This window comes from Streptomyces javensis (assembly GCF_039525925.1).
Taxonomy (GTDB): domain Bacteria; phylum Actinomycetota; class Actinomycetes; order Streptomycetales; family Streptomycetaceae; genus Streptomyces; species Streptomyces asiaticus.
This window is the reverse complement of record NZ_BAAAIF010000006.1, coordinates 170,186-190,336: the sequence shown is the minus strand read 5'-3', so window position 1 is coordinate 190,336 and position 20,151 is coordinate 170,186. Positions and strand designations below refer to the sequence as shown.

Sequence of the window (20,151 nt, the reverse complement as noted above, 5' to 3'; positions counted from 1 at the left end):
GTGATCCGTTCCCTCCTGGTCGCCAACCGCGCCGAGATAGCGCGGCGTATCGTCCGCACCTGCCGTGAACTCGGCATCGCCACCGTCGCGGTGCACTCCGACGCGGACGCCGACGCGCCCCACGCGCGCGAGGCCGACGCCGCCGTAAGGCTGCCGGGTGACGCCCCGGCCGACACCTATCTGCGGGGCGATCTCCTGGTGAAGGCGGCCCTGGCCGCCGGGGCCGACGCCGTCCACCCCGGCTATGGCTTCCTCTCCGAGCACGCCGACTTCGCGCGCGCCGTAAGGACGGCGGGGCTGGTGTGGGTCGGGCCGCCGCCCGAGGCGATGGAGGCCATGGCCTCCAAGACCCGCGCCAAGGAGATCATGCGCAAGGCGGGCGTGCCGCTGCTCGATCCGCTCGACCCGGCCGAGGTCACCGCCGACGATCTGCCCGTGCTGGTCAAGGCGGCGGCGGGCGGCGGCGGCCGGGGCATGCGGGTGGTGCGCGAGCTCGACGCGCTCCCCGCCGAACTCGACTCCGCCCGCGCCGAGGCGGCCTCCGCCTTCGGCGACGGCGAGATCTTCGTGGAGCCCTATATGGAGGGCGCCCGCCATGTCGAGGTCCAGGTGCTCGCCGACACCCACGGCACCGTATGGACCCTGGGCACCCGCGACTGCTCCCTCCAGCGCCGCCACCAAAAGGTCATCGAGGAGGCCCCGGCCCCCGGTCTCGACGAGGAACTGCGGCACACCCTGGCCGAGTCGGCGGCGAACGCGGCGCGCGCGATCGGCTACGAGGGCGCGGGCACGGTGGAGTTCCTGGTCTCGCCCTCGGGGCGGGCGTACTTCCTGGAGATGAACACCCGCCTCCAGGTCGAGCACCCGGTCACCGAGGAGATCCACGGCCTCGACCTGGTGGCGCTCCAGCTGCGGATCGCGGAGGGGGAGCGGCTCGACGCCCAGCCCCCGGCGCCCCGGGGGCACGCGATCGAGGCGCGGCTGTACGCCGAGGACCCGGCGCGCGACTGGCGGCCGCAGACGGGGATCCTGCACCGGCTGGATATCCCCGGGCTGCGGGTGGACTCCGGGCCGGACGGCGGGGACGCGATCGGCGTCCACTACGACCCGATGCTGGCCAAGGTCATCGCCGTGGCCCCCACCCGGGCCGAGGCGGTGCGGCGGCTGGCCCACGGTCTGGAGCGGGCCCGGATCCACGGCCCGGTGACCAACCGCGAGCTGCTCGTACGGGCGCTGCGCCACCCGGAGTTCGCGGCGGCCCGTATGGACACCGGGTTCCTCGAACGCCATCTGACCGAGCTGACCGCCGCCTCGGACGACGACGCGGCTCCGCTCGCCGCCCTCGCCGCCGCCCTGGCCGACGCGGCGCGGCGGCGACCGGCGACCGTGGCGGGACGGCTGGGCGGCTGGCGCAATGTGCCCTCCCAGCCGCAGCTGAGGAGCTACCGCGCAGAACCGGGCGGCACCGAGCACGAGGTGCGCTACCGCCTCACCCGCGACGGGCTGCTCGCGGAGGGCTTCTCCGACGTCCGGCTGCTGGGCGTCGAGCAGGGGCGGGACACCGAGCCGGTGCGGGTCGTCCTCGAGGTGGCCGGGGTCCGGCGGACGTTCGAGGTGACGGCCTATGGGGAGCACCGCTATGTCGACACGCCCCAGGGCAGCCACGCGTTCACCGCGCTGCCCCGCTTCCCCGACCCCGCCGCCCGCGCCGAGCCCGGCTCGCTGCTGGCGCCCATGCCGGGCACGGTGGTGCGGGTCGCCGAGGTGGCCGTCGGGGACCGCGTCGAAGCCGGACAGTCCCTGCTGTGGCTGGAGGCCATGAAGATGGAGCACCGCGTGACCGCGCCCGCCGCCGGGGTGCTCACCGCCCTGCACGCCGCCCCCGGCCGCCAGGTCGAGGTCGGAGCCCTGCTCGCCGTCGTGGCGGCGGGGGAGTGACCGGGCCCCGCACACCGTACGGCTCGTACGAGCCCCGCACACCGTACGGCTCGTACGGGCCACACGGTCCGTATGGCCCACACGGTCCGTACGGGCAACACGGTCCGGGTCCGCACAGCTCGCACACTCCGCACGGGCCGCGACACAGCCGGACCGCGCGACGCACCGCAAGGGGCCCGCACAGCGCAGCGCGTGCGGCCCGAACAACGCACGCACGTGGGAGGAGCCGTCCATGACCAGCCCGCACACGCCCGTGGACACCCCGGAGCGCGTGGCGCTCCGCGCCGCGGTGTCGTCCTTCGCCAAGGGACACGCCCCGGGCGGCCCCCAGGAGGGCGACGGGGTCGCCGAACTGTGGGCCGAGGCAGGAAAGCTGGGCTACCTCGGCGTCAACCTCCCCGAGGAATACGGCGGCGGGGGCGGCGGCATCACCGAGCTGTCCATCGTCCTTGAGGAGCTGGGCGCGGCGGGCTGCCCGCTGCTCATGCTCGTCGTCTCGCCCGCCATCTGCGGCACCGTCATCGCCCGGTTCGGCACCGCCGAGCAGAAGGAGCGCTGGCTGCCGGGCCTGGCCGACGGCAGCATCACCATGGCCTTCGGCATCACCGAGCCCGACGCCGGATCCAATGCGCACCGCATCACCACCACCGCCCGCCGGGACGAGCGCGGCGGCTGGATACTCAACGGCCGTAAGGTCTTCATCACGGGTGTGGACAAGGCCGACGCGGTCCTTGTCGTCGGCCGCACGGAGGACGCCAGGACCGGGAAGCTCAAGCCCTGTCTGTTCATCGTCCCGCGCGAGACCCACGGCTTCTCCCACCACCACATCCCCATGGAACTGGCCGCCGCGGAGAAGCAGTTCGAGCTGGTGCTGGACGACGTGAGGCTGCCCGCCGACGCGCTGGTGGGCGACGAGGACGCCGGGCTGCTCCAGCTGTTCGCGGGGCTCAACCCGGAGCGCATCATGACGGCGGCTTTCGCACTGGGGATGGGCCGCTACGCGCTCGACAAGGCCGTGGACTACGCCCGCACCCGCCAGGTGTGGAAGGAGCCCATAGGCGCCCACCAGGCGGTCGCCCACCCCCTCGCCCAGGCCCATATCGAGCTGGAGCTGGCCCGGCTGATGATGGCGAAGGCGGCGTACCTGTACGACGAGGGCGATGACGCGGGCGCGGGCGAGGCCGCCAACATGGCCAAGTACGCGGCCGGGGAGGCCGCGGTGAAGGCGGTGGACCAGGCCGTGCACACCCTCGGCGGCAACGGCCTGACCGCCGAGTACGGGCTGGCGCGGCTGATCACGGCCGCCCGGGTGGCCCGGATCGCCCCCGTCAGCCGGGAGATGATCCTCAACTACGTCTCCCACCAGACCCTGGGCCTGCCCAAGTCCTACTGAGCGGGCGCCGGGGCCGCTCGGTGCCGGGCCCGCCGAAGTCGTAGGGAGCTCGCGGGTAGGGCAGAACGGACAGGTAGGTCCATCAGAGCTGAGGGGAGCGGCCATGGTGCTGCGCAGCGAGTATCCCGATGTACCGCCCGTCGATCTGCCCATCCACGACGCCGTACTGGCCCGCGCGGCCGAGGAGTTCGGCGACCTGACCGCGCTGGTGGACGGCGTGACCGGGGCGGCCCTGAGCTATGCCGCGCTGGATCGCGCGTCCCGCCGGATCGGGGCCGCGCTGGCCGAGGCGGGGGTGCGCAAGGGCGATGTGGTGGCCCTGCACAGCCCCAACTCGATCATGTACCCGCCGGCGTTCTACGGCGCCACCCGCACCGGGGCCGCGGTCACCACGGTGCATCCGCTGGCCACGCCGGAGGAGTTCGCCAAGCAGCTTCGGGACGCGGCCGCGTCGTGGATCATCTCCGTCTCGGCGCTGCTGGGCGTGGCGCGGCAGGCCGCCGAACGGGCGGGCGGGATACGGGAGATCTTCGTCTGTGACGAGGCGAGTGGCCATCGCTCGCTGCGCTCCATGCTGAGCGCCACCGCGCCCGAACCGGTGGTGGAGATCGACCCTGCCGAGGACATCGCCGTCCTGCCGTACTCCTCCGGCACCACCGGCACTCCCAAGGGCGTGATGCTCACCCACCGCAACGTCGCCACCAACCTCGCGCAGGTGGAGACGCTGGTGCCCAACTCGCCGGGGGAGCGGGTGCTGGCCGTCCTGCCGTTCTTCCACAGCTACGGCCTTACGGCGCTCATGAACGCACCGCTCCGCAATGGCGGCACCGTGATCGTGCTGCCCCGCTTCGAACTCGACACCTTCCTCGCGGCGATCGAGAAGCACCGCGCCCAGGCGCTCTATGTGGCCCCGCCGATCGTGCTCGCGCTCGCCAAGCATCCGGCGGTGGACGGCCATGACCTGTCGTCGGTGCGGTATGTGCTGAGCGCGGCGGCCCCGCTGGACGCCCGGCTCGCGAAGGCGTGCGCCCAGCGGCTCGGCGTACCGCCGCTGCTTCAGGCGTTCGGGATGACGGAGCTGTCCCCGGGCTCCCATCTGGTGCCGCGCGACGCGAAGAACGCCCCGCCCGGGACCGTAGGAAAGCTGCTCCCGAGCACCGAGATGCGCATCGTGGACCCGGACGGCGGCACGGACCTGGCCGTGGGTGAGGACGGCGAGATCGTCATCCGCGGACCGCAGGTGATGAAGGGCTATCTGGGCCGTCCCGAGGACACCGACGCGATGATCGACGCCGAGGGCTGGCTGCACACCGGCGACGTCGGACATGTGGACGCGGACGGCTGGCTGTATGTGGTGGACCGGGTGAAGGAGCTGATCAAGTACAAGGGCTACCAGGTCGCCCCGGCCGACCTGGAGGCCGTGCTGCTCGCCCATGAGGCCGTCGTCGACGCCGCCGTGATCGGGGTGGTGGACGGGGCGGGCAATGAGATCCCCAAGGCGTATGTGGTGCCCAGGCCCGGGACCCGGATCTCGGAGGACGACCTGATCGCGTACGTTGCCGGACAGGTGGCCCCGTACAAGAAGGTGCGCCGTGTGGAGTTCACGGACGCCGTGCCGCGCTCGGCCACCGGCAAGATCCTCAGGCGTGAACTGCGCGCCAGGGAAAGGAGTTCGACCGCCCCATGACCGACGGCCCCACGACCGGCCCCACGGCCGACCGCCCGCTGAACGACGGCCGTAAGGCCGACGGCGCCACGACCGACGGCCTTACGGCCGACGCGGCGAAGCCCTTTGTCCGGTCCGACTCCGCGCGCGGGATCACCACCCTGACCCTGGACTCGCCGCACAACCGCAACGCCCTCTCCTCGCGCCTGGTCGCGGAGTTGCGCGAGGCGCTGGCGGCGGCCGGGCGGGACGACCGCGTGCGGGCGGTGCTGCTCACCCACACCGGCACCACCTTCTGCGCGGGCGCGGATCTGAGCGAACCGCCCTCGGCGGCCGGGGCGTCCGGTCTTGTGGACCTGTTGCGGTCGATCGTGGAGCTGCCCAAGCCGGTGGTCGCCCGCGTCACCGGGCACGTACGGGCCGGTGGGCTCGGGCTGCTCGGGGCCTGCGACATCTCGGCGGCCGGGCGCGGCGCCAGCTTCGCCTTCACCGAGGCGCGGCTCGGCCTCGCCCCGGCCGTCATCTCGATGCCGCTGCTGCCCCGGCTGGACCGGCGCGCGGCGGCCCGCTACTACCTCACGGGTGAGCGGTTCGGCGCCGCCGAGGCGGCCCGGATCGGTCTGGTGACGCTCGCGGACCCGGAGGGGGACGCGGACGAGGCGCTGGCGCCGGTCCTCGACGGGCTGCGCCGGGGCTCCCCGCAGGGCCTGGCCGAGTCCAAGCGGCTGGTGACCGCCGATGTGCTGCGCGCCTTCGACCGGGACGGCGAGGCGCTGGCCGCGCTGTCGGCCCGCCTCTTCGCCTCCGAGGAGGCGCGCGAGGGCATGACGTCGTTCCTGGAGCGGCGCGATCCTGCGTGGGTGCGGCAGACGGCGTCCGACGCGGGGACGGTGTCCGACGCGGAGGCGATACCGGACGCGACGGGGGACGAGGGGGCCGCGGGGAGCGCGGGTCCCGCCGGGGCGTCCCGATGACCCCCCGTACGGCATTGCGCGACCCCAAGCAGGACCGCAGCCGCGCCACCCGCAGGCGGCTGCTGGAGGCCGCCGTGGCCTGCCTCGCCGAGCGCGGCTGGGCCGGTTCCACGGTCGCGGTGGTCGCCGAGCGGGCGGGGGTGTCGCGGGGCGCGGCCCAGCACCACTTCCCGACCCGCGAGGACCTCTTCACGGCCGCCGTCGAGCATGTCGCCGAGGAGCGCTCGGCGGAGCTGCGCGCCCTCCCCGCCCCGCACGGGGAGGGCCGCGTCCCCGCGGTGGTCGAGGCGCTGATCACCCTCTACACCGGCCCGCTCTTCCGGGCCGCCCTCCAGCTGTGGGTCGCGGCCTCGTACGAGGAGCAGCTGGGCGCCCGGGTGACCGCGCTGGAGGCGAAGATCGGCCGGGAGACGCATCGGATGGCGGTCGAGCTGCTGGGCGCCGACGAGTCGGTGCCGGGCGTCCGGGAGGCCGTCCAGGGCCTGCTCGACCTGGGACGGGGCCTCGGCCTGGCCAATCTGCTGACGGACGACGGCCACCGCCGGGAGCGGGTGGTGGCCCAGTGGTCGCGGATCCTGGAGGGGATCCTGGCCCCGAAGGACCCGGACGACCGCCCGGCCCCCGACCACCCCGCCCCGGCCACCTCCTGACCCGTCGCGAGCCGACCCGTAGCGAGCCCGCCCGTAGCGAGCCCGCCCGTAGCGAGCCGACCCGCCGCGAGCTGACCCGCCGCGAGCCGATCTACCGCGAGCCGACCTACCGCGAGGCGGTGTCCCCGTAGCCGTCGACCTCGTGCGGGCTGCGCGTGCCGGGGCCGACGTACCGGGCCGACGGCCGCACCAGCCGGCCGGTCCGCTTCTGCTCCAGGATGTGCGCGCTCCAGCCCGCCGTACGGGCGCAGGTGAACATCGAGGTGAACATGGGCGCCGGGACCTCCGCGAAGTCCAGCATGATGGCCGCCCAGAACTCCACGTTCGTCGCCAGCACCCGGTCCGGCCTGCGGTTGTGCAGCTCGTCCAGGGCGGCCCGCTCCAGCGCCTCGGCGACCTCGAAGCGCGGTGCGCCCAGCTCCTTGGCGGTGCGCCGCAGCACCCGCGCCCGCGGGTCCTCGGCGCGGTAGACCCGGTGGCCGAAGCCCATCAGCCGCTCGCCCCGGTCGAGGGCCTGCTTGACGTAGCGGGTGGCGTCCCCGGTGCGCTCGATCTCCTCGATCATGCCGAGCACCCGGGAGGGCGCGCCGCCGTGCAGCGGTCCCGACATGGCGCCCACCGCGCCGGAGAGCGCGGCGGCGACATCGGCGCCGGTGGAGGCGATGACGCGGGCGGTGAAGGTGGAGGCGTTCATGCCGTGCTCGGCCGCCGAGGTCCAGTACGCGTCGACGGCGGCCACGTGCTTGGGGTCCGGCTCACCGCGCCAGCGCCGCATGAAGCGCTCCACGATGGTTCCGGCCTTGTCGATCTCCCGCTGCGGCACCATCGGCTTCCCCTGGCCGCGGGCCGACTGGGCCACGTAGGACAGGGCCATCACGGCCGCGCGCGCCAGGTCCTCACGGGCCTGTTCCTCGTCGATGTCCAGCAGCGGTTTGAGGCCCCAGACGGGCGCGAGCATGGCCAGCGCGGACTGCACGTCGACCCGGACGTCCCCGGAGTGGACCGGGATGGGGAACGGCTCGGCGGCCGGCAGCCCCGGGTTGAAGGCGCCGTCGACCAGCAGACCCCAGACGTTCCCGAAGGAGACATGGCCCACCAGGTCCTCGATGTCCACGCCTCGGTAGCGGAGCGCGCCGCCTTCCTTGTCGGGTTCGGCGATCTCCGTCTCGAACGCGACGACTCCTTCGAGTCCGGGTACGAAGTCGGACATCAGGCGGCTCCTCATTGCGGGACGACGGGTCGGCGGCGGACGGTGTCGGAACGGTTCCGCGGCCGCCTGACACGGCTCGCGGTCCGTACCGGTCACTCCGTGATGTGCCCCGTGCGGGTGGTGGTCACCCAACCGTGGCGGGGAGCGACCTCCGGGACACGGGGGGTGGTGCCTGTCCAGGCGCCGAACGGGCGGCGCGTGGTCCGCTCAGTCTGGTGCGTGCGCTGCCCGTGGGGAAGCGTGAGAAGTGGCACATCCCCTCCGGAACGCGGAAGGGTTACGGGTCGCCGGGGCGGGGGAGGGAGAGCGCTCTTCCGGGGCCGCCCGTCCGACGGACCGATGATGTTGCAAGATATGCCCGTGCCTCACGTTGACTCGGAGCCCTCGGCTTCCTCCGCGCGTACGTACGACCCGGCTGCCATGCGCGAGCACTACCGCGCGGCCGGCTTCGACGAGGCGGACCTGGCGGATGATCCGTTCGGGCAGTTCACCCGGTGGTTCGAGGACGCCGTCGGCAGCGGGCTGTTCGAGCCGAACGCCATGGTCGTCTCGACGGCCGACGCGCGGGGCCGCCCCAGCTCCCGCACGGTCCTGATGAAGAGCTTCGACGAGCGCGGCTTCGTCTTCTACACCAACTACGGCTCCCGCAAGGGCCGTGAGCTGGGCGAGAACCCGCATGTCTCCCTGCTCTTCCCCTGGCACCCCATCGCCCGGCAGGTGATCGTGACGGGCACCGCGCGGCGCACCGGGCGTGATGAGACGGCGGCGTACTTCCGCACCCGGCCGCACGGCTCGCAGCTGGGGGCGTGGGCGAGTTCGCAGTCCACGGTGGTGGGCTCGCGGGAGGAGCTGGACCGCTCGTACGAGGAGCTGGCGGACCGCTATCCGCCGGGCGAGCAGGTGCCGGTGCCGCCGGAGTGGGGCGGGTTCCGGGTGGTGCCGGAGGCGGTGGAGTTCTGGCAGGGCCGGGAGAACCGGCTGCACGACCGGCTGCGGTATGTCCGGCTGCCCGAGGGGGACGGCGGCTGGCGGGTCGAGCGGCTGTACCCGTAGTGGGGCGGCCGCGCCCGTAAGGGGGCGCCGACGGCCGTAAGGGCGCTGTGCCGGTAAGGGGGCGCCGACGGCCGTAAGGGCCTCGTGCGGGCCGCCTCGTGCTCGGGGCGGGGCCGCCTCGTGCTCGGGGCCCGGCCCTTGGAGCGTCCTGAGAACGCCCCGAGAACGCGGACAACCCGCGGGTCTGTCCCCTGACGCCCTGAGGCGGAAGGGGGCCGGTCGGACGTACCGGCGACCCGCGGGTCGGGTGACTGCTTGGGATTGGCCGGCCGCGCACCTCTGGTGCGCCAGTCCGGCGAATGCGCTGAGCGCGACGACGGACTGCTAGCCCGCAGTCACCTCACGCGTCCGGATTTCATACATCTGCCGAACCACCTCCCTTCTCGTGTACCAACACACTAAGAACCCCCTCCTGCCACACACAAGCGAATTTCCGTGAGGCAACGATTTCGACGAATGCGGTGTGGCGCGCGTCACGTTCGAGTTCAATGTCCGACGTGCCCCACCACAGACAGCCACGTCCAGCAAGGGGTGTCAGGTGAGCGCTTCACAACGTTCCGAACCCGCACGTCCAGCGCGTTCCGCCCGGTCCTCGCGGGGGGTCCCGGGACAGCCGGGCGCGGCCCCGTCGGCGTCCGGCCACCCCGACTGCCCGGACGGCCCCGAGCGGCCCGACTCCGAACTGCTCGCCGCGCTGCTCGACGGGATGGACGCCGCCCTGTGCGCGTTCGACGCCGACGGCACGGTGACCCACTGGAACCACGAGGCCGAGCGCATCCTCGGCTGGACGGCGGCGGAGGCGGTCGGCCGCAAGGGGCTGGGCGGCTGGGCGGCCCGCCCGGGGGACGCCCGGGACGTCGAGGCGCGCCTTACGGAGGCCATGGGCGCCACGGGACGCCGGGTGCACGAGTTCGCGCTGCTGACCAAGGACGGCGGCCGGGTCCTGGTCCGTACCCAGTCCTCGGGGGTGCCGGGCGCGGACGGCCGCCCGGCCGGGGTGTACTGCGCCTTCAGCGAGGTGCACGCCCAGGTCGACCTGGAGCGGTCGATCGCGCTGAGCGAGGCGCTGCTGGACGACGCGTCGTGGAACGTGGTCCTGGTCGACGCGGATCTGCGGGTGGCCGTCGTCAACGCCAATGCGGCGGGCGCGCTGCGCACCGTCCGTAAGGCCGCGCCGGGACGGCCGCTGGGCGACTTCCTGGACCAGGGCGTGGAGGAGGCGGAGGCCGCGCTCCAGCACGTCCTGGCGGAGGGCGCGCCCCCGGCGCCCACCGAGCTGTGGGTGACGCTGCGGGACGCCGACGCCGACGCGGCGGACGGCCTCGAGGGCGCGGAGGGCGTGCGCTACGAACTGCTCGACGACGACGAGGCGGTGCGCGGCGAGGGCGCCGACCGGGGCGAGACCGGGGCGGCGGCGCGCCGCCGCTGCTGGCGCAGCGGCTTCCTCCGGCTGGCCTCACCGCTCACCGAGGAGCCGGCGCCGCTCGGCGTGGCCTGGATCTTCCAGGACGTGACGGAGGTGAAGGGCCAGGAGCAGGAGAGCGCCCGAATGCGCTTCCGGGGCAACCAGCTGCACCGGGCGGCGCGGGCGGCGGCCGAATGCGAGGACCCGATGGAGGCCGCCTCGGTCCACCTGGACTTCGCGCTGGCGGGCTTCGCCGACCACGCCCTGATCGACCTGGTCCTGGACCCGCCGCCGGGCGCCCCGGCCGACCGCACCCGGCTGGTCCGGGCGGCGGCCACGCCCACCGGCGCCCCGGGCCCCTGCCCGCCCGTGGTCCCGGGCGGCATCCCGCTGGCCTACCCGGAGGGCCATCCGGCGCTCCAGGCGGTCGAGCGCTGCGGTTCGGTGCGGGCGAGCGCGAGACGCTCGGACGAGTCGGGGGCGGTCCAGTGGGCGGCGACCCGCAAATGGCCTGAGGGCTCGGTGCACGGCCTGTGCGCGGTGCTGCGCAGCCGCGGCCGCACCCTCGGCGTGGTCACCTTCCTGCGCACCTCCAGCCGCCGGGCCTTCGACCGGACGGACGCGACGTACGCGGAGGACGTCGCGGCCCGGGTCGCCGCCTCGGTGGACCTGGCCGTACGCAGGCGCTGACGCCGCACGGGGGAGCGGGGCGCGACGGAAGAACGCAGCACCGGGGCAGTCGTACCGGCGAGCGCCCCCACAGGAGGGCGCCCCTCCGGTGAAGGCCCCCGGCAAGGTCTCAGCGCCGGTAGAAGATCCGGTCCCCGTAGTCGGCCATCACCTTACGGTTCCACTCGTGTCCGCCGTCCACGTTCCCCGACCTCAGCATGGGCGGCTCGATCCCGCGCTCGGCCAGCTCCCCGATCCCGGCCGCCACCATGGACTGCATGATCGCGCTCGTCACGACGGTGGACGCGGGCGCGAAGGGGGCGCCGACGCCGTCCGCCGTGAGCTCCGCGTCCCCGACCGCGATCTTGTTGTCGACGACCAGGTCGCAGTGGTCCTTGAGGAAGCCACCGGAAGGGTTGCGCGAGGTCGTGCCGGTCGCGTAGCCGACCGAGGTCAGCCCGATCACCTTGATGCCGCGCTCCCGCGCGCTGATGGCCATCTCCACGGGCAGCGCGTTGCGCCCGGACAGCGAGATCACGATCAGCAGGTCCCCGGCCCGGAGCGGGCTGCTGTCGAGGACGGTCGTGGCGAGCCCGTCGACGCGTTCGAGCGCGCTGCCCAGGGTGGCGGGGACGACGTCCACGCCCACCGCGCCCGGCACCGGCAGCAGGTTCATCAGCGCGAGCCCGCCCGCGCGGTAGACGACGTCCTGCGCGGGCAGGGAGGAGTGCCCGGCACCGAACGTGAAGAGGCGGCCGCCCGCGGCGACGGTATCGGCGATCAGGGTGCCCGCCGCGGCGATATGCTCGCCCTCCTCGTCCCGCACCTGCCGCAGCAGGCCGATGGCCGCGTCGAAGAATCGCCCGGCCGGTTTGGACTCGCTCATCAACGCGTCGCCTTCCCTGTGGGGGGTTTCGATCATGACGCTGTGAATAGCAGCCCGGTCCCTCGCGGCGGAAGGGGCCGACTCGGCCCCGTTGTCGGTGGGATGCGTCAGAATTGGCTGAGGGCCACCGCACGACACTTCGAGGGGCACGCATGTCCGGACTGATCGACACCACGGAGATGTATCTCCGAACCATCCTCGAGCTCGAGGAGGAGGGCGTGGTCCCCATGCGCGCCCGGATCGCGGAGCGGCTCGAGCAGAGCGGTCCGACGGTCAGCCAGACAGTGGCGCGGATGGAGCGCGACGGGCTGGTCACGGTCGCGGGCGACCGTCATCTGGAGCTGACCGAGGAGGGCCGCCGGCTGGCCACCCGAGTGATGCGCAAGCACCGGCTCGCGGAGTGCCTGCTCGTCGATGTGATCGGGCTGGAGTGGGAGCAGGTCCACGCCGAGGCGTGCCGCTGGGAGCATGTGATGAGCGAGGCGGTGGAGCGGCGGGTGCTGGAGCTGCTCCGGCATCCGACCGAGTCGCCGTACGGAAACCCGATTCCGGGCCTGGAGGAGCTGGGCGAGAAGGCCGAGGCCGATCCGTTCCTGGACGAGTCCATGGTGAGCCTGCGTGAGCTGGAGCCGGGTTCGGAGGGCAAGACGGTGGTGGTGCGCCGCATCGGCGAGCCCATCCAGGCCGACGCCCAGGTGATGTACACCCTGCGGCGGGCCGGGGTGCAGCCGGGCTCCGTGGTGAGCGTCACCGAGTCGGCGGGCGGGGTGCTGATCGGCAGCAGCGGTGAGGCGGCGGAGCTGGAGGCGGAGATCGCCTCGCATGTCTTCGTGGCCAAGCGCTGACGCTCCCCGGTCTCGCTTCCCAACACGTCGCTGACCCGGTTTCCGACAGCCCGCTGACCCCGCTTCCGGCACTCCGCTCACCCCCTTCCCAACGCCGCGCGAACACACCCCCGCACAACCTCCCGCGCCTCGACACGCTGACCGATACACCCGGTTCAAGCCATTCGGCCGTCACCACCTGCGACGACGGATTTTCCCGATACCGGAGTCGACAGAAACCGAGCGGTCCGGGCCGCCGCGTGCGACGCTGTCGCTGACGCTCGGATCGTCAGGGGAGGGGGTCCGGTGGGCCCGATGGGCTGTGCCGCCGAGGGGGTGTTCTCGGGCGAGGGCCCCGGTGCCGTCAGGTGCCGGGGCCCCGCTTCCCCATGTCCCCCCGGTGGGCCCCGGTGCGCACGGACCGCGCGAACGCGGCCGGTGCGACCCGGGGCCCTGATGACCCGGAGCCCCGAGCTCCCAGGGTCGTCCCCCGCGGACTCCCTTCCCCGAGCAGTCCGCCTCCCGCTAGCTGTCTCCCCAGGGCGCAGACGATCAATCCCCGAGCACGGTCACTCGAACGAGGGGTGTTGAACGGCAATGCCTCATGTTCGAATATGAGTTCGATACTGTGAGGGTGTTCGAGAGAGGGTTGGAGGTGCCAGACCACATGGTGCGACGTATCGAGGTGAGCGGAGCCGGCGGCGTGCGGCTCGCCGCCTGGGAGTTCACCGATCCGCCCAAGGCGGGCGCTGGCCGCGAGGGAGCGCGGGGCCCCGGAGTGCTGTTGCTCCATGGGCTGCTGGGCCGGGCCGCCCACTGGGCGGAGACGGCCCGCTGGCTCTCCACCCGCCATCGGGCGGTCGCCCTCGACCAGCGCGGCCATGGTCGCAGCGAGAAGCCGGCCGATGGGCCGTTCGACCGCTCCACCTATGTGGACGACGCGGAGGCGGCCGTGGAGCAGCTCGGCCTCGCTCCCGTCACCCTGATCGGCCATGCCATGGGCGCCCTCACCGCCTGGCAGCTCGCCGCCCGCCGCCCCGACCTGGTCCGGGCGCTGGTCATCAGCGATATGCGGGCCTCGGCTCTCGGCGCCGCCTCGCAGCGCGAGTGGGCCGAGTGGTTCCGCTCCTGGCCGGTGCCGTTCGCGACGCTCGCCGATGTGCGCAAGTGGTTCGGTGAGGACGATCCGACGCTGGAGCGCCCGAACCCGCCCCGGGGCGACTTCTTCGCCGAGGTCATGGCCGAGCGCTCGGACGGCTGGCGCCCGGCGTTCTCCTGCCGTCAGATGCTGAAGGTCCGTGACACCTGGGTCCATGACGCCCATTGGGAGGAGCTCGCGCTGGTCGAGTGCCCCACCCTGGTCGTGCGCGGGCTGGACGGTGAGCTGGGCCGCGCGGAGGCGCAGGAGATGGTCCGGGTGCTGCCCCGGGGGCAGTACGCGGAGGTGGTGGACGCGGGCCATCTCGTCCACTACGACCAGCCGGACGGCTGGCGCCGCGCCGTGGAGCCCTTCCTGGCCTCGGTCCTGCCCGTCTAGCCGCCCAGCGGCCCCGCGGCGCCCAGCTTCAATGCGCCGAAGCCCGGTTCGGCACGCCCCGTTCAGAACGTCCAGACGAACGGCTTGCCGCCGATCTCCGTCCACATGACCTTGACCGACCTCGCCCGCGCGGGGATCAGAAAGGTGTTGCAGAGCAGATAGCTCTGTCCGTTCCTCCAGTTCTTGATCTCATCCGGGTCGGCGCACCCCTTGGGCCGTCCGGCAGTGCCGGTGACCTTCGCTCCCCGCCGCCCGTCCGCGTACACCTCCGCGTAGTCCCCGACCCGCGGAAACTCCTTCACCGTGGCGCCGCGCAGATGGGTGTACTTCACATAGGCCACCGCGGGCACCATGCCCTCGGCGTCCGCCGGGTCCGGCGCCAGCGCCTTCGCCTCGGCCGCCGTGCCGATGTCGACCTTCCGCACCGCGATCCGATAGGTGGGCTCGACCCCGGTGTCCTCCTTGAACGCACGCGTACCGGCCTGGCCCGGCTGGAGCGGCCGCTCACCGTCCGATCGCATACCGACCTTCTGCGCACCGCCCTGGTGACCATCGGTGACATCCGAGCGGGAAGTGTGCCGTGCGTTCTCGGATGTATCGCCCTTTTCCCCGAATGGTTCGCACGCGGTCAGGGCGAGCGCCAGTACGGCAACGGGCGCGCCGGCACGCAGCAGCCACGTTGTCTTGGTCAGCGGCAAGTGGAACTCCAATGCGGGAACGTGGCCTCATCGCGTTCCGGTGTGATCTCTTGAACGCGATCGACGGTTCGTCGATCCTACGAGTCCTCTACTCCCTTACAGCAATGGGAAATTGACCAGTAATCGACAGGTGAAGGGAAGCACATGATCGGTGGCGACGTCACAGAACCGGAACCCGGCAAGGACTGGGCGGCATTTCAGTACGAGATCTATCTGAACGGGATGACCGGCGCCGTTCCCCGGCTTCCCGCCGATCTCACCCGGCTCGAGGAGCTGGCCGAGGCGCGGCTGGGGCCGGGGCCGGTGGGCTATGTGGCGGGCAGCGCGGGCAGCGGTGGCACCGAGCGGGCCAACCGGGCGGCGCTGGACCGGCATCGGATCGTGCCCCGGATGCTCCGTGACGTACAGCGGCGGAATCTGTCGGTAGAGCTGTTCGGCACCCGGCTGCCCGCGCCGCTCGCGCTCGCGCCGATCGGAGTGCTGTCGATCATGCACCCCGAGGCCGAGTGCGCGGCGGCGCGTGCCGCCGCGGCGCAGGGCGTGCCGTTCATCCTCTCCTCCGCGTCCAGTACGCCGATGGAGCGGGTGGCGGAGGCGATGGGCGACGGTGAGCGGTGGTTCCAGCTCTACTGGGGCAAGGACCGCGAGGTCACCAGGAGCTTTCTGAGCCGGGCCGAGTCCTGTGGTTTCACGGCCCTGGTGGTCACCCTCGACACCCCGCTGCTGGCCTGGCGTCCGCGCGATCTCGACCAGGCGTATCTGCCGTTCCTGCACGGTGTGGGCACCGCCAACTACTTCACCGACCCGGCGTTCCAGGCCGGGCTGGCCAAGCCGGTCCACGAGGACCGGGACGCCGCGGTGCTGCACTTCGTGCAGCTGTTCGGCGACCCCGGGAAGACCTGGGAGGACCTGGTGTTCCTGCGCGAGCACTGGGACGGCCCGATCGTGCTGAAGGGGGTGCTGCACCCCGAGGACGCCCGGCGCGCGGCGGACGCGGGGATGGACGGCGTCGTCGTGTCCAACCACGGCGGCCGCCAGGTGGGCGGCTCGATCGGGGCGGCCGACGCGCTGCCGGGGGTGGTGGAGGCGGTCGGCGACCGGCTCGCGGTGCTCTTCGACAGTGGAGTGCGCACCGGTGACGATGTGTTCAAGGCGCTCGCCCTCGGCGCCCGCGCGGTGCTGCTGGGACGGCCGTACGCCTATGGGCTCGGGCTGGACGGGCAGCCGGGGGTGGAGCATGTGATCCGCGCGCTGCTGGCCGAGTTCGAGCTGACGCTGGCGCTGTCGGGCCATACCGATGCCGCGGGGCTCACCCCGGAGGCGCTCGGCTGACAATTCCCTTCGGCCTTCAACTTGTCGGCGGCACCGGTCTATCGGCGACTCGCCGGAGGGCCGTTGGGGTTTTACCGGGTCCTCAGCTTCCGGATTGACGGGTGCTACGCTCCTTGGCGCGCGATGAATTAACTGATCATGGGGGGTGGTCGCGTGAAGATCAAACGTAAAGCCTCGATGGTCGTGCTCTCGGCGGCGCTGATGCTGGGCGGTTCCATCGCCCTGGCGCCAACGGCGTCGGCGGTGGGGTCATCGGCGTGCCAGTTCAATTCCCCGGATGTCAATTTCAAGGTCTCGACCAGTGGCGCCAGATTCCGCACCGGTCCGGGAAAGCGGTACCGCGCTATAGGGACGCTTTACCGAGGGGATTCCTTCCGGTACTTCTGCCGCACCCGGGGCTTTGAGAAGAGCTGGTCCTACGGAAAGATCCTCAAGCGGACCACGACCGGAATTCACGCCGGGACCAGGGGCTGGGTGTACAGCAAGTACCTCGACTAGCCGGAACGTTACGGCAGTTGGGCGCGCGGTGGGGCGAACCCCCGCCGCGCGCGTCCGCGTCGTCACCCCTTGCTGACCGCCGCCAGGATCTCCGGCAGCCGCGCCGCGACCCGCGGCGCCGCCACCCGCAGGCCGGCCTCCGCGATCGCCGCGCCGTACACCGCGCCCAGCGGGAGCACCACCCATAGCAGGCCGTGCGTCCCGGAGACATGCAGCCAGATCGTCAGGCCCAGCACCGGCGCGCACAGCAGGGAACCCACGATCACCCCGCCGAGGATGCTGATCCAGGCGATTCCCGCCTGCGCCGGGACGACGTTCTTGTAGCCGCTGTCCTGCGGAATCGAGTACGGGGCCAGCACCGAGGTCAGGGCGCCGGTCGCCAGCATCGAGCCGAGCAGCGCCAGGGCGATGCCGAGCGCCTCGGGGGCGGCCGACCAGTTCTTCAGGACGGCGGCGCAGCCGAGCACCGCCACCGCCACGTAGGGCAGGGCGACCAGGAGCAGCGCCAGCGCACGGCCCCGCAGCTCCAGATAGGCGTCACGGGGCGAGGAGATCGTCTGCGCGACCATCCAGAAGGCGGAGCTGTCCTGGCCGAACTGGTTGTACATCAGCATGCCCAGCATCCCCGACGCCCAGCAGGCCCAGTAGATCGAGCCGTTGCCCTGGGCCGCGGTGATGAAGGGCAGCAGCAGGCCGACGCCCAGCGAGGTGACCCACGCCGACTTGGTCTTCGGGTCCCGTACGGCATAGCGCAGCGTCCGCAGGAACACCGTGCCGGTGCGGCCGGAGGGCAGCAGCCGGGCGAACGGACCCGAGGCGTCCGGGGTGTCGGCCGCGCCGGAGGACCGGCGCTCGCGCGGCGCCGCCGCCTGGATCGTGGAGGCGTCCGGCGTGGTCATCAGGTGGGTGAGGGTGGTGCGCCACCACCACATCAGCAGCGCCAACGCGGCGACGGTGAGCGCGAACTGGGCCGCGGCGACCCCGTAGGCGCCGTCGCTCACGCCATGGACGGCGTCCACCGCCGCCGCGGGCGGCACCCAGCGCAGCACCGCCGACGCCGGTTCCAGCACGGACAGGCCGTTCTCACCGCCGAGCCGCTGGGCCCCGAGGTTCACGAACTGCGCGCCGATCGCCACGAACAGACCGCTGAGCACCGCCAGATCGCGGCCTTTGCGGCTGGTGAGGAGGCGGGTGTTGGCCGTGGCGACGGCGCGGGCCAGCGCCACGCACACCAGCACCGTCAGCACCACGGCCGGGACCGCCGCCACCGCGGCCGCCGCCCCGTGCGCGACGGCGATCGCCGAACCGGCCGCCAGGGTCAGGGTGAACAGCGGTCCGATGCCGATCAGCGAGGACACCAGCAGCGCGGTGATCAGCGAGCGCGGCCGCAGCGGCAGCATCACCAGCCGGGTCGGGTCGAGGGTTTCGTCGCCGCCGGGGAAGAACAGCGGCATCACCGTCCAGCCGAGCGCGAGCACCGCCGTCAGCAGCGTGACCAGCGCGTCGACGTGGTTCGTGCCGCGCAGCAGCACCAGGCCGAGCAGCTGCAACACGGCGAACAGCATGGCCATCACCAGCGAGGTGATGTAGGCGGCCCGCCGCCCGCTGGACTGGCGCAGCCCGTTGCGCAGCAGCGCAAGCTTCAGGGAGACGAAGACGGGGGTGGGGGAGCCGGTGGGGACGGCGGGCGGCATGGGTGCCGCGGTGCCGAGCGGGCCCTTGGCGTCGAGCGGGTCGGTGAGCGTCATCGGGCGCCGCCGCCCAGCCAGTCGAGGCTCTGGCCCGCCTCGCGCCGGTTGGCGCCGACCAGTTCCAGGAAGGCGTCCTGGAGGGACGGTGCGTCGCCCCGCACCTCGGCCAGCGGGCCATGGGCCCGGATCCGCCCGCTCGCGATCACCGCCACCCAGTCGCACAGCGACTCCACCAGCTCCATGACGTGGCTGGAGAAGACGACGGTCGCGCCGGAGCGGGTGTAGCGCTCCAGGACGCCGCGGATGGTCTGGGCGGAGACCGGGTCGACGCCCTCGAAGGGCTCGTCGAGGAAGAGGACTTCGGGGTTGTGGAGCAGCGCGGCGGCCAGTCCGATCTTCTTCCGCATACCGGTGGAGTAGTCGATGACCAGCTTGCTCTGGGAGCCCGCGAGATCGAGGACGTCCAGCAGCTGGGTGGCGCGCCGGTCGACCTCCGGGCCGGGCAGCCCGCGCAGCCGCCCGGTGTAGGTGAGCAGCTCCCGGCCGGAGAGCCGCTCGAACATCCGCAGCCCCTCGGGCAGCACCCCGATCCGCGCCTTGACCTCGACCGGATCCCGCCAGACGTCATGGCCGCCGATCTCCACGGTCCCCCTGTCGGGGCGCAGCAGCCCGGTGATCATCGAAAGTGTGGTGGTCTTACCGGCGCCGTTGGGGCCGACGAGTCCGATGAACTGCCCGGCGGGCAGCTCCAGATCGATCCCGGCGACCGCGATCTGCTCCCCGTAGCTCTTCCACAGGCCGCTCACCCGCACGGCGGCGGCCCTGGACGACTGTGACTGTGTGCTGTCCGCTGCTTGCTCCTGCGGCACCGGCTCACCCCGTTTTCCCGTGGGACGTGTCCCACTGACGTATCACGCGGGGGCCGGTCACGACGCCCCGCCGTCGCTCCACGATAGGGGCCGCTCCGGGGAGCCCTTCGGGGTGTCAGCGGCGCTCGCGGCCGCAGGCGTAGGCCAGGGCGCTCACCAGCTCTTCCGCGTCGGGCAGCCAGCGGTTGGCGGCGGTGGGCCGCCGGGCCCACTGGATCGGGCCGCGCACGCCCACCCGGGTCGGCGGCGCGACCACGTAGTCGCCCTCGCCGCGGGCGGTCAGGTCGATCGCGTTCGGCGGCCAGCCCAGATTCCGCACCAGGTCGGGGACCTTGGCGGCGGCGCCCGGGAGGACGAAGAAGAGCATCCGGCGCCCGGGGGTGCAGGTGACCGGGCCCAGCTCGACCTGGCGGCGCTCCATGCGGGCGAGCGCCAGGCAGCCCGCGGACTCCGGGACGTCGAGCGCGTCGAAGGTGCGGCCGGTGGGCAGCAGGATGGCGGCGCGCGGCGTCCTGGCCCACATGCGGTGGACCACGACCGCGCTGCCGGTGGCCTGGTTCACCCAGTCCCGGCCGGTCGGATGGGCGCCGGGGGCCGGGCAGTCGGCGGTTCCGCAGGAGCAGCGCTCCACTCCGTCCACGGCCTCGAGCCAGGTGCCGGAGAGCACGTCCCAGTGCCGCTCCTCGGCGTATCGCACCGCCGCGTCGCGCAGCCGCTCCCCGCGCTGCTGAGGGATCTGCGAGGTTCCCGCGGGGAACCGCGTTGGTCCTGTCACGTCCATGGTCTCTTCCACGCACAGGACAACTTCCGCCGTCAACGGGGGTTACGGCCGGGCCCCCGCACGGGCGGTGCCGTCGG

General features: G+C 72.8%; 17 protein-coding genes. 11 read left to right on the top strand and 6 right to left on the bottom strand.

The window, feature by feature from the left end:
* From ABD329_RS08855 to ABD329_RS08835, 5 genes are all read left to right on the top strand, one after another.
* The gene (locus ABD329_RS08855) at positions 1 to 1,938 is read left to right on the top strand and encodes an acetyl/propionyl/methylcrotonyl-CoA carboxylase subunit alpha (RefSeq protein WP_198279698.1); all 1,938 of its coding nucleotides are present in this window, start codon (positions 1 to 3) and stop codon (positions 1,936 to 1,938) included.
* A 232-nt stretch (positions 1,939 to 2,170) separates the two neighbouring features.
* The gene (locus ABD329_RS08850) at positions 2,171 to 3,331 is read left to right on the top strand and encodes an acyl-CoA dehydrogenase family protein (RefSeq protein WP_198279699.1); all 1,161 of its coding nucleotides are present in this window, start codon (positions 2,171 to 2,173) and stop codon (positions 3,329 to 3,331) included.
* A 103-nt stretch (positions 3,332 to 3,434) separates the two neighbouring features.
* On the top strand, positions 3,435 to 5,018 hold the full coding sequence (locus ABD329_RS08845) for a 4-coumarate--CoA ligase family protein (protein WP_198279700.1): 1,584 nt from the start codon (positions 3,435 to 3,437) through the stop codon (positions 5,016 to 5,018).
* Positions 5,015 to 5,971: an enoyl-CoA hydratase family protein gene (locus ABD329_RS08840; protein WP_198279701.1), complete on the top strand. Its 957-nt coding sequence runs from the start codon at positions 5,015 to 5,017 to the stop codon at positions 5,969 to 5,971. Before ABD329_RS08845 ends, ABD329_RS08840 begins: the two co-directional genes overlap by 4 nt.
* Positions 5,968 to 6,621 (top strand): TetR/AcrR family transcriptional regulator, encoded by a 654-nt coding sequence (locus ABD329_RS08835; RefSeq protein WP_344316184.1) that lies wholly within the window; start codon positions 5,968 to 5,970, stop codon positions 6,619 to 6,621. Before ABD329_RS08840 ends, ABD329_RS08835 begins: the two co-directional genes overlap by 4 nt.
* 106 nt (positions 6,622 to 6,727) lie before the next feature.
* Here ABD329_RS08835 and ABD329_RS08830 read toward each other — a convergent pair whose 3' ends face one another.
* Positions 6,728 to 7,831 (bottom strand): citrate synthase 2, encoded by a 1,104-nt coding sequence (locus ABD329_RS08830; RefSeq protein WP_198278099.1) that lies wholly within the window; start codon positions 7,829 to 7,831, stop codon positions 6,728 to 6,730.
* A 354-nt stretch (positions 7,832 to 8,185) separates the two neighbouring features.
* On the opposite strand from ABD329_RS08830, the gene pdxH reads away from it, so the two are divergent.
* On the top strand, positions 8,186 to 8,884 hold the full coding sequence (gene pdxH / locus ABD329_RS08825) for a pyridoxamine 5'-phosphate oxidase (protein WP_246618568.1): 699 nt from the start codon (positions 8,186 to 8,188) through the stop codon (positions 8,882 to 8,884).
* Between the two features lie 538 nt (positions 8,885 to 9,422).
* Positions 9,423 to 10,979 (top strand): PAS domain-containing protein, encoded by a 1,557-nt coding sequence (locus ABD329_RS08820; protein WP_198278098.1) that lies wholly within the window; start codon positions 9,423 to 9,425, stop codon positions 10,977 to 10,979.
* Between the two features lie 109 nt (positions 10,980 to 11,088).
* On the opposite strand, the gene ABD329_RS08815 is transcribed toward ABD329_RS08820, so the two are convergent.
* Entirely contained in the window at positions 11,089 to 11,844 is a 756-nt protein-coding gene (locus tag ABD329_RS08815) for an SIS domain-containing protein (RefSeq protein ID WP_198278097.1), read from the bottom strand.
* A gap of 152 nt (positions 11,845 to 11,996) precedes the next feature.
* Here ABD329_RS08815 and ABD329_RS08810 point away from each other — a divergent pair, with 152 nt between their 5' ends.
* Together ABD329_RS08810 and ABD329_RS08805 are read left to right on the top strand one after the other, a co-directional pair.
* Positions 11,997 to 12,689 (top strand): iron-dependent transcriptional repressor DtxR, encoded by a 693-nt coding sequence (locus ABD329_RS08810; protein WP_198278096.1) that lies wholly within the window; start codon positions 11,997 to 11,999, stop codon positions 12,687 to 12,689.
* Positions 12,690 to 13,335: 646 nt separating this feature from the next.
* A complete protein-coding gene (locus ABD329_RS08805; RefSeq protein ID WP_198278095.1) occupies positions 13,336 to 14,205 on the top strand; it encodes an alpha/beta fold hydrolase in 870 nt (289 codons plus the stop codon).
* Between the two features lie 62 nt (positions 14,206 to 14,267).
* Here ABD329_RS08805 and ABD329_RS08800 read toward each other — a convergent pair whose 3' ends face one another.
* On the bottom strand, positions 14,268 to 14,726 hold the full coding sequence (locus tag ABD329_RS08800) for a hypothetical protein (RefSeq protein WP_344316183.1): 459 nt from the start codon (positions 14,724 to 14,726) through the stop codon (positions 14,268 to 14,270).
* Between the two features lie 321 nt (positions 14,727 to 15,047).
* Here ABD329_RS08800 and ABD329_RS08795 point away from each other — a divergent pair, with 321 nt between their 5' ends.
* Together ABD329_RS08795 and ABD329_RS08790 are read left to right on the top strand one after the other, a co-directional pair.
* Positions 15,048 to 16,235 (top strand): lactate 2-monooxygenase, encoded by a 1,188-nt coding sequence (locus tag ABD329_RS08795; protein ID WP_198278094.1) that lies wholly within the window; start codon positions 15,048 to 15,050, stop codon positions 16,233 to 16,235.
* Positions 16,236 to 16,388: 153 nt separating this feature from the next.
* On the top strand, positions 16,389 to 16,733 hold the full coding sequence (locus ABD329_RS08790; RefSeq protein WP_198278093.1) for an SH3 domain-containing protein: 345 nt from the start codon (positions 16,389 to 16,391) through the stop codon (positions 16,731 to 16,733).
* A gap of 62 nt (positions 16,734 to 16,795) precedes the next feature.
* Here ABD329_RS08790 and ABD329_RS08785 read toward each other — a convergent pair whose 3' ends face one another.
* The 3 genes from ABD329_RS08785 to ABD329_RS08775 all read right to left on the bottom strand — a co-directional run bounded on the left by ABD329_RS08785 (position 16,796) and on the right by ABD329_RS08775 (position 20,074).
* Positions 16,796 to 18,481: a transporter gene (locus ABD329_RS08785; protein WP_425574302.1), complete on the bottom strand. Its 1,686-nt coding sequence runs from the start codon at positions 18,479 to 18,481 to the stop codon at positions 16,796 to 16,798.
* Positions 18,478 to 19,293 (bottom strand): ABC transporter ATP-binding protein, encoded by an 816-nt coding sequence (locus tag ABD329_RS08780; protein ID WP_309142760.1) that lies wholly within the window; start codon positions 19,291 to 19,293, stop codon positions 18,478 to 18,480. The genes ABD329_RS08785 and ABD329_RS08780 overlap by 4 nt, the downstream gene beginning before the upstream one ends.
* A 115-nt stretch (positions 19,294 to 19,408) precedes the next feature.
* Positions 19,409 to 20,074, bottom strand: coding sequence for a bifunctional DNA primase/polymerase (locus ABD329_RS08775; RefSeq protein WP_198278092.1), 666 nt, complete (start codon positions 20,072 to 20,074; stop codon positions 19,409 to 19,411).
* Between the last annotated feature and the right edge of the window lie 77 nt (positions 20,075 to 20,151).

Coding starts and splice junctions, on each gene's coding strand:
- ABD329_RS08785 (WP_425574302.1), bottom strand. CDS start 18,481: ATGACGCTCACCGACCCGCTCGACGCCAAGGGCCCGCTCGGCACCGCG.
- ABD329_RS08815 (WP_198278097.1), bottom strand. CDS start 11,844: ATGAGCGAGTCCAAACCGGCCGGGCGATTCTTCGACGCGGCCATCGGC.
- ABD329_RS08830 (WP_198278099.1), bottom strand. CDS start 7,831: ATGTCCGACTTCGTACCCGGACTCGAAGGAGTCGTCGCGTTCGAGACG.
- ABD329_RS08800 (WP_344316183.1), bottom strand. CDS start 14,726: ATGCGATCGGACGGTGAGCGGCCGCTCCAGCCGGGCCAGGCCGGTACG.
- ABD329_RS08775 (WP_198278092.1), bottom strand. CDS start 20,074: ATGGACGTGACAGGACCAACGCGGTTCCCCGCGGGAACCTCGCAGATC.
- ABD329_RS08835 (WP_344316184.1), top strand. CDS start 5,968: ATGACCCCCCGTACGGCATTGCGCGACCCCAAGCAGGACCGCAGCCGC.
- ABD329_RS08805 (WP_198278095.1), top strand. CDS start 13,336: ATGGTGCGACGTATCGAGGTGAGCGGAGCCGGCGGCGTGCGGCTCGCC.
- ABD329_RS08850 (WP_198279699.1), top strand. CDS start 2,171: ATGACCAGCCCGCACACGCCCGTGGACACCCCGGAGCGCGTGGCGCTC.
- ABD329_RS08810 (WP_198278096.1), top strand. CDS start 11,997: ATGTCCGGACTGATCGACACCACGGAGATGTATCTCCGAACCATCCTC.
- ABD329_RS08795 (WP_198278094.1), top strand. CDS start 15,048: ATGATCGGTGGCGACGTCACAGAACCGGAACCCGGCAAGGACTGGGCG.
- pdxH (WP_246618568.1), top strand. CDS start 8,186: ATGCCCGTGCCTCACGTTGACTCGGAGCCCTCGGCTTCCTCCGCGCGT.
- ABD329_RS08840 (WP_198279701.1), top strand. CDS start 5,015: ATGACCGACGGCCCCACGACCGGCCCCACGGCCGACCGCCCGCTGAAC.
- ABD329_RS08845 (WP_198279700.1), top strand. CDS start 3,435: ATGGTGCTGCGCAGCGAGTATCCCGATGTACCGCCCGTCGATCTGCCC.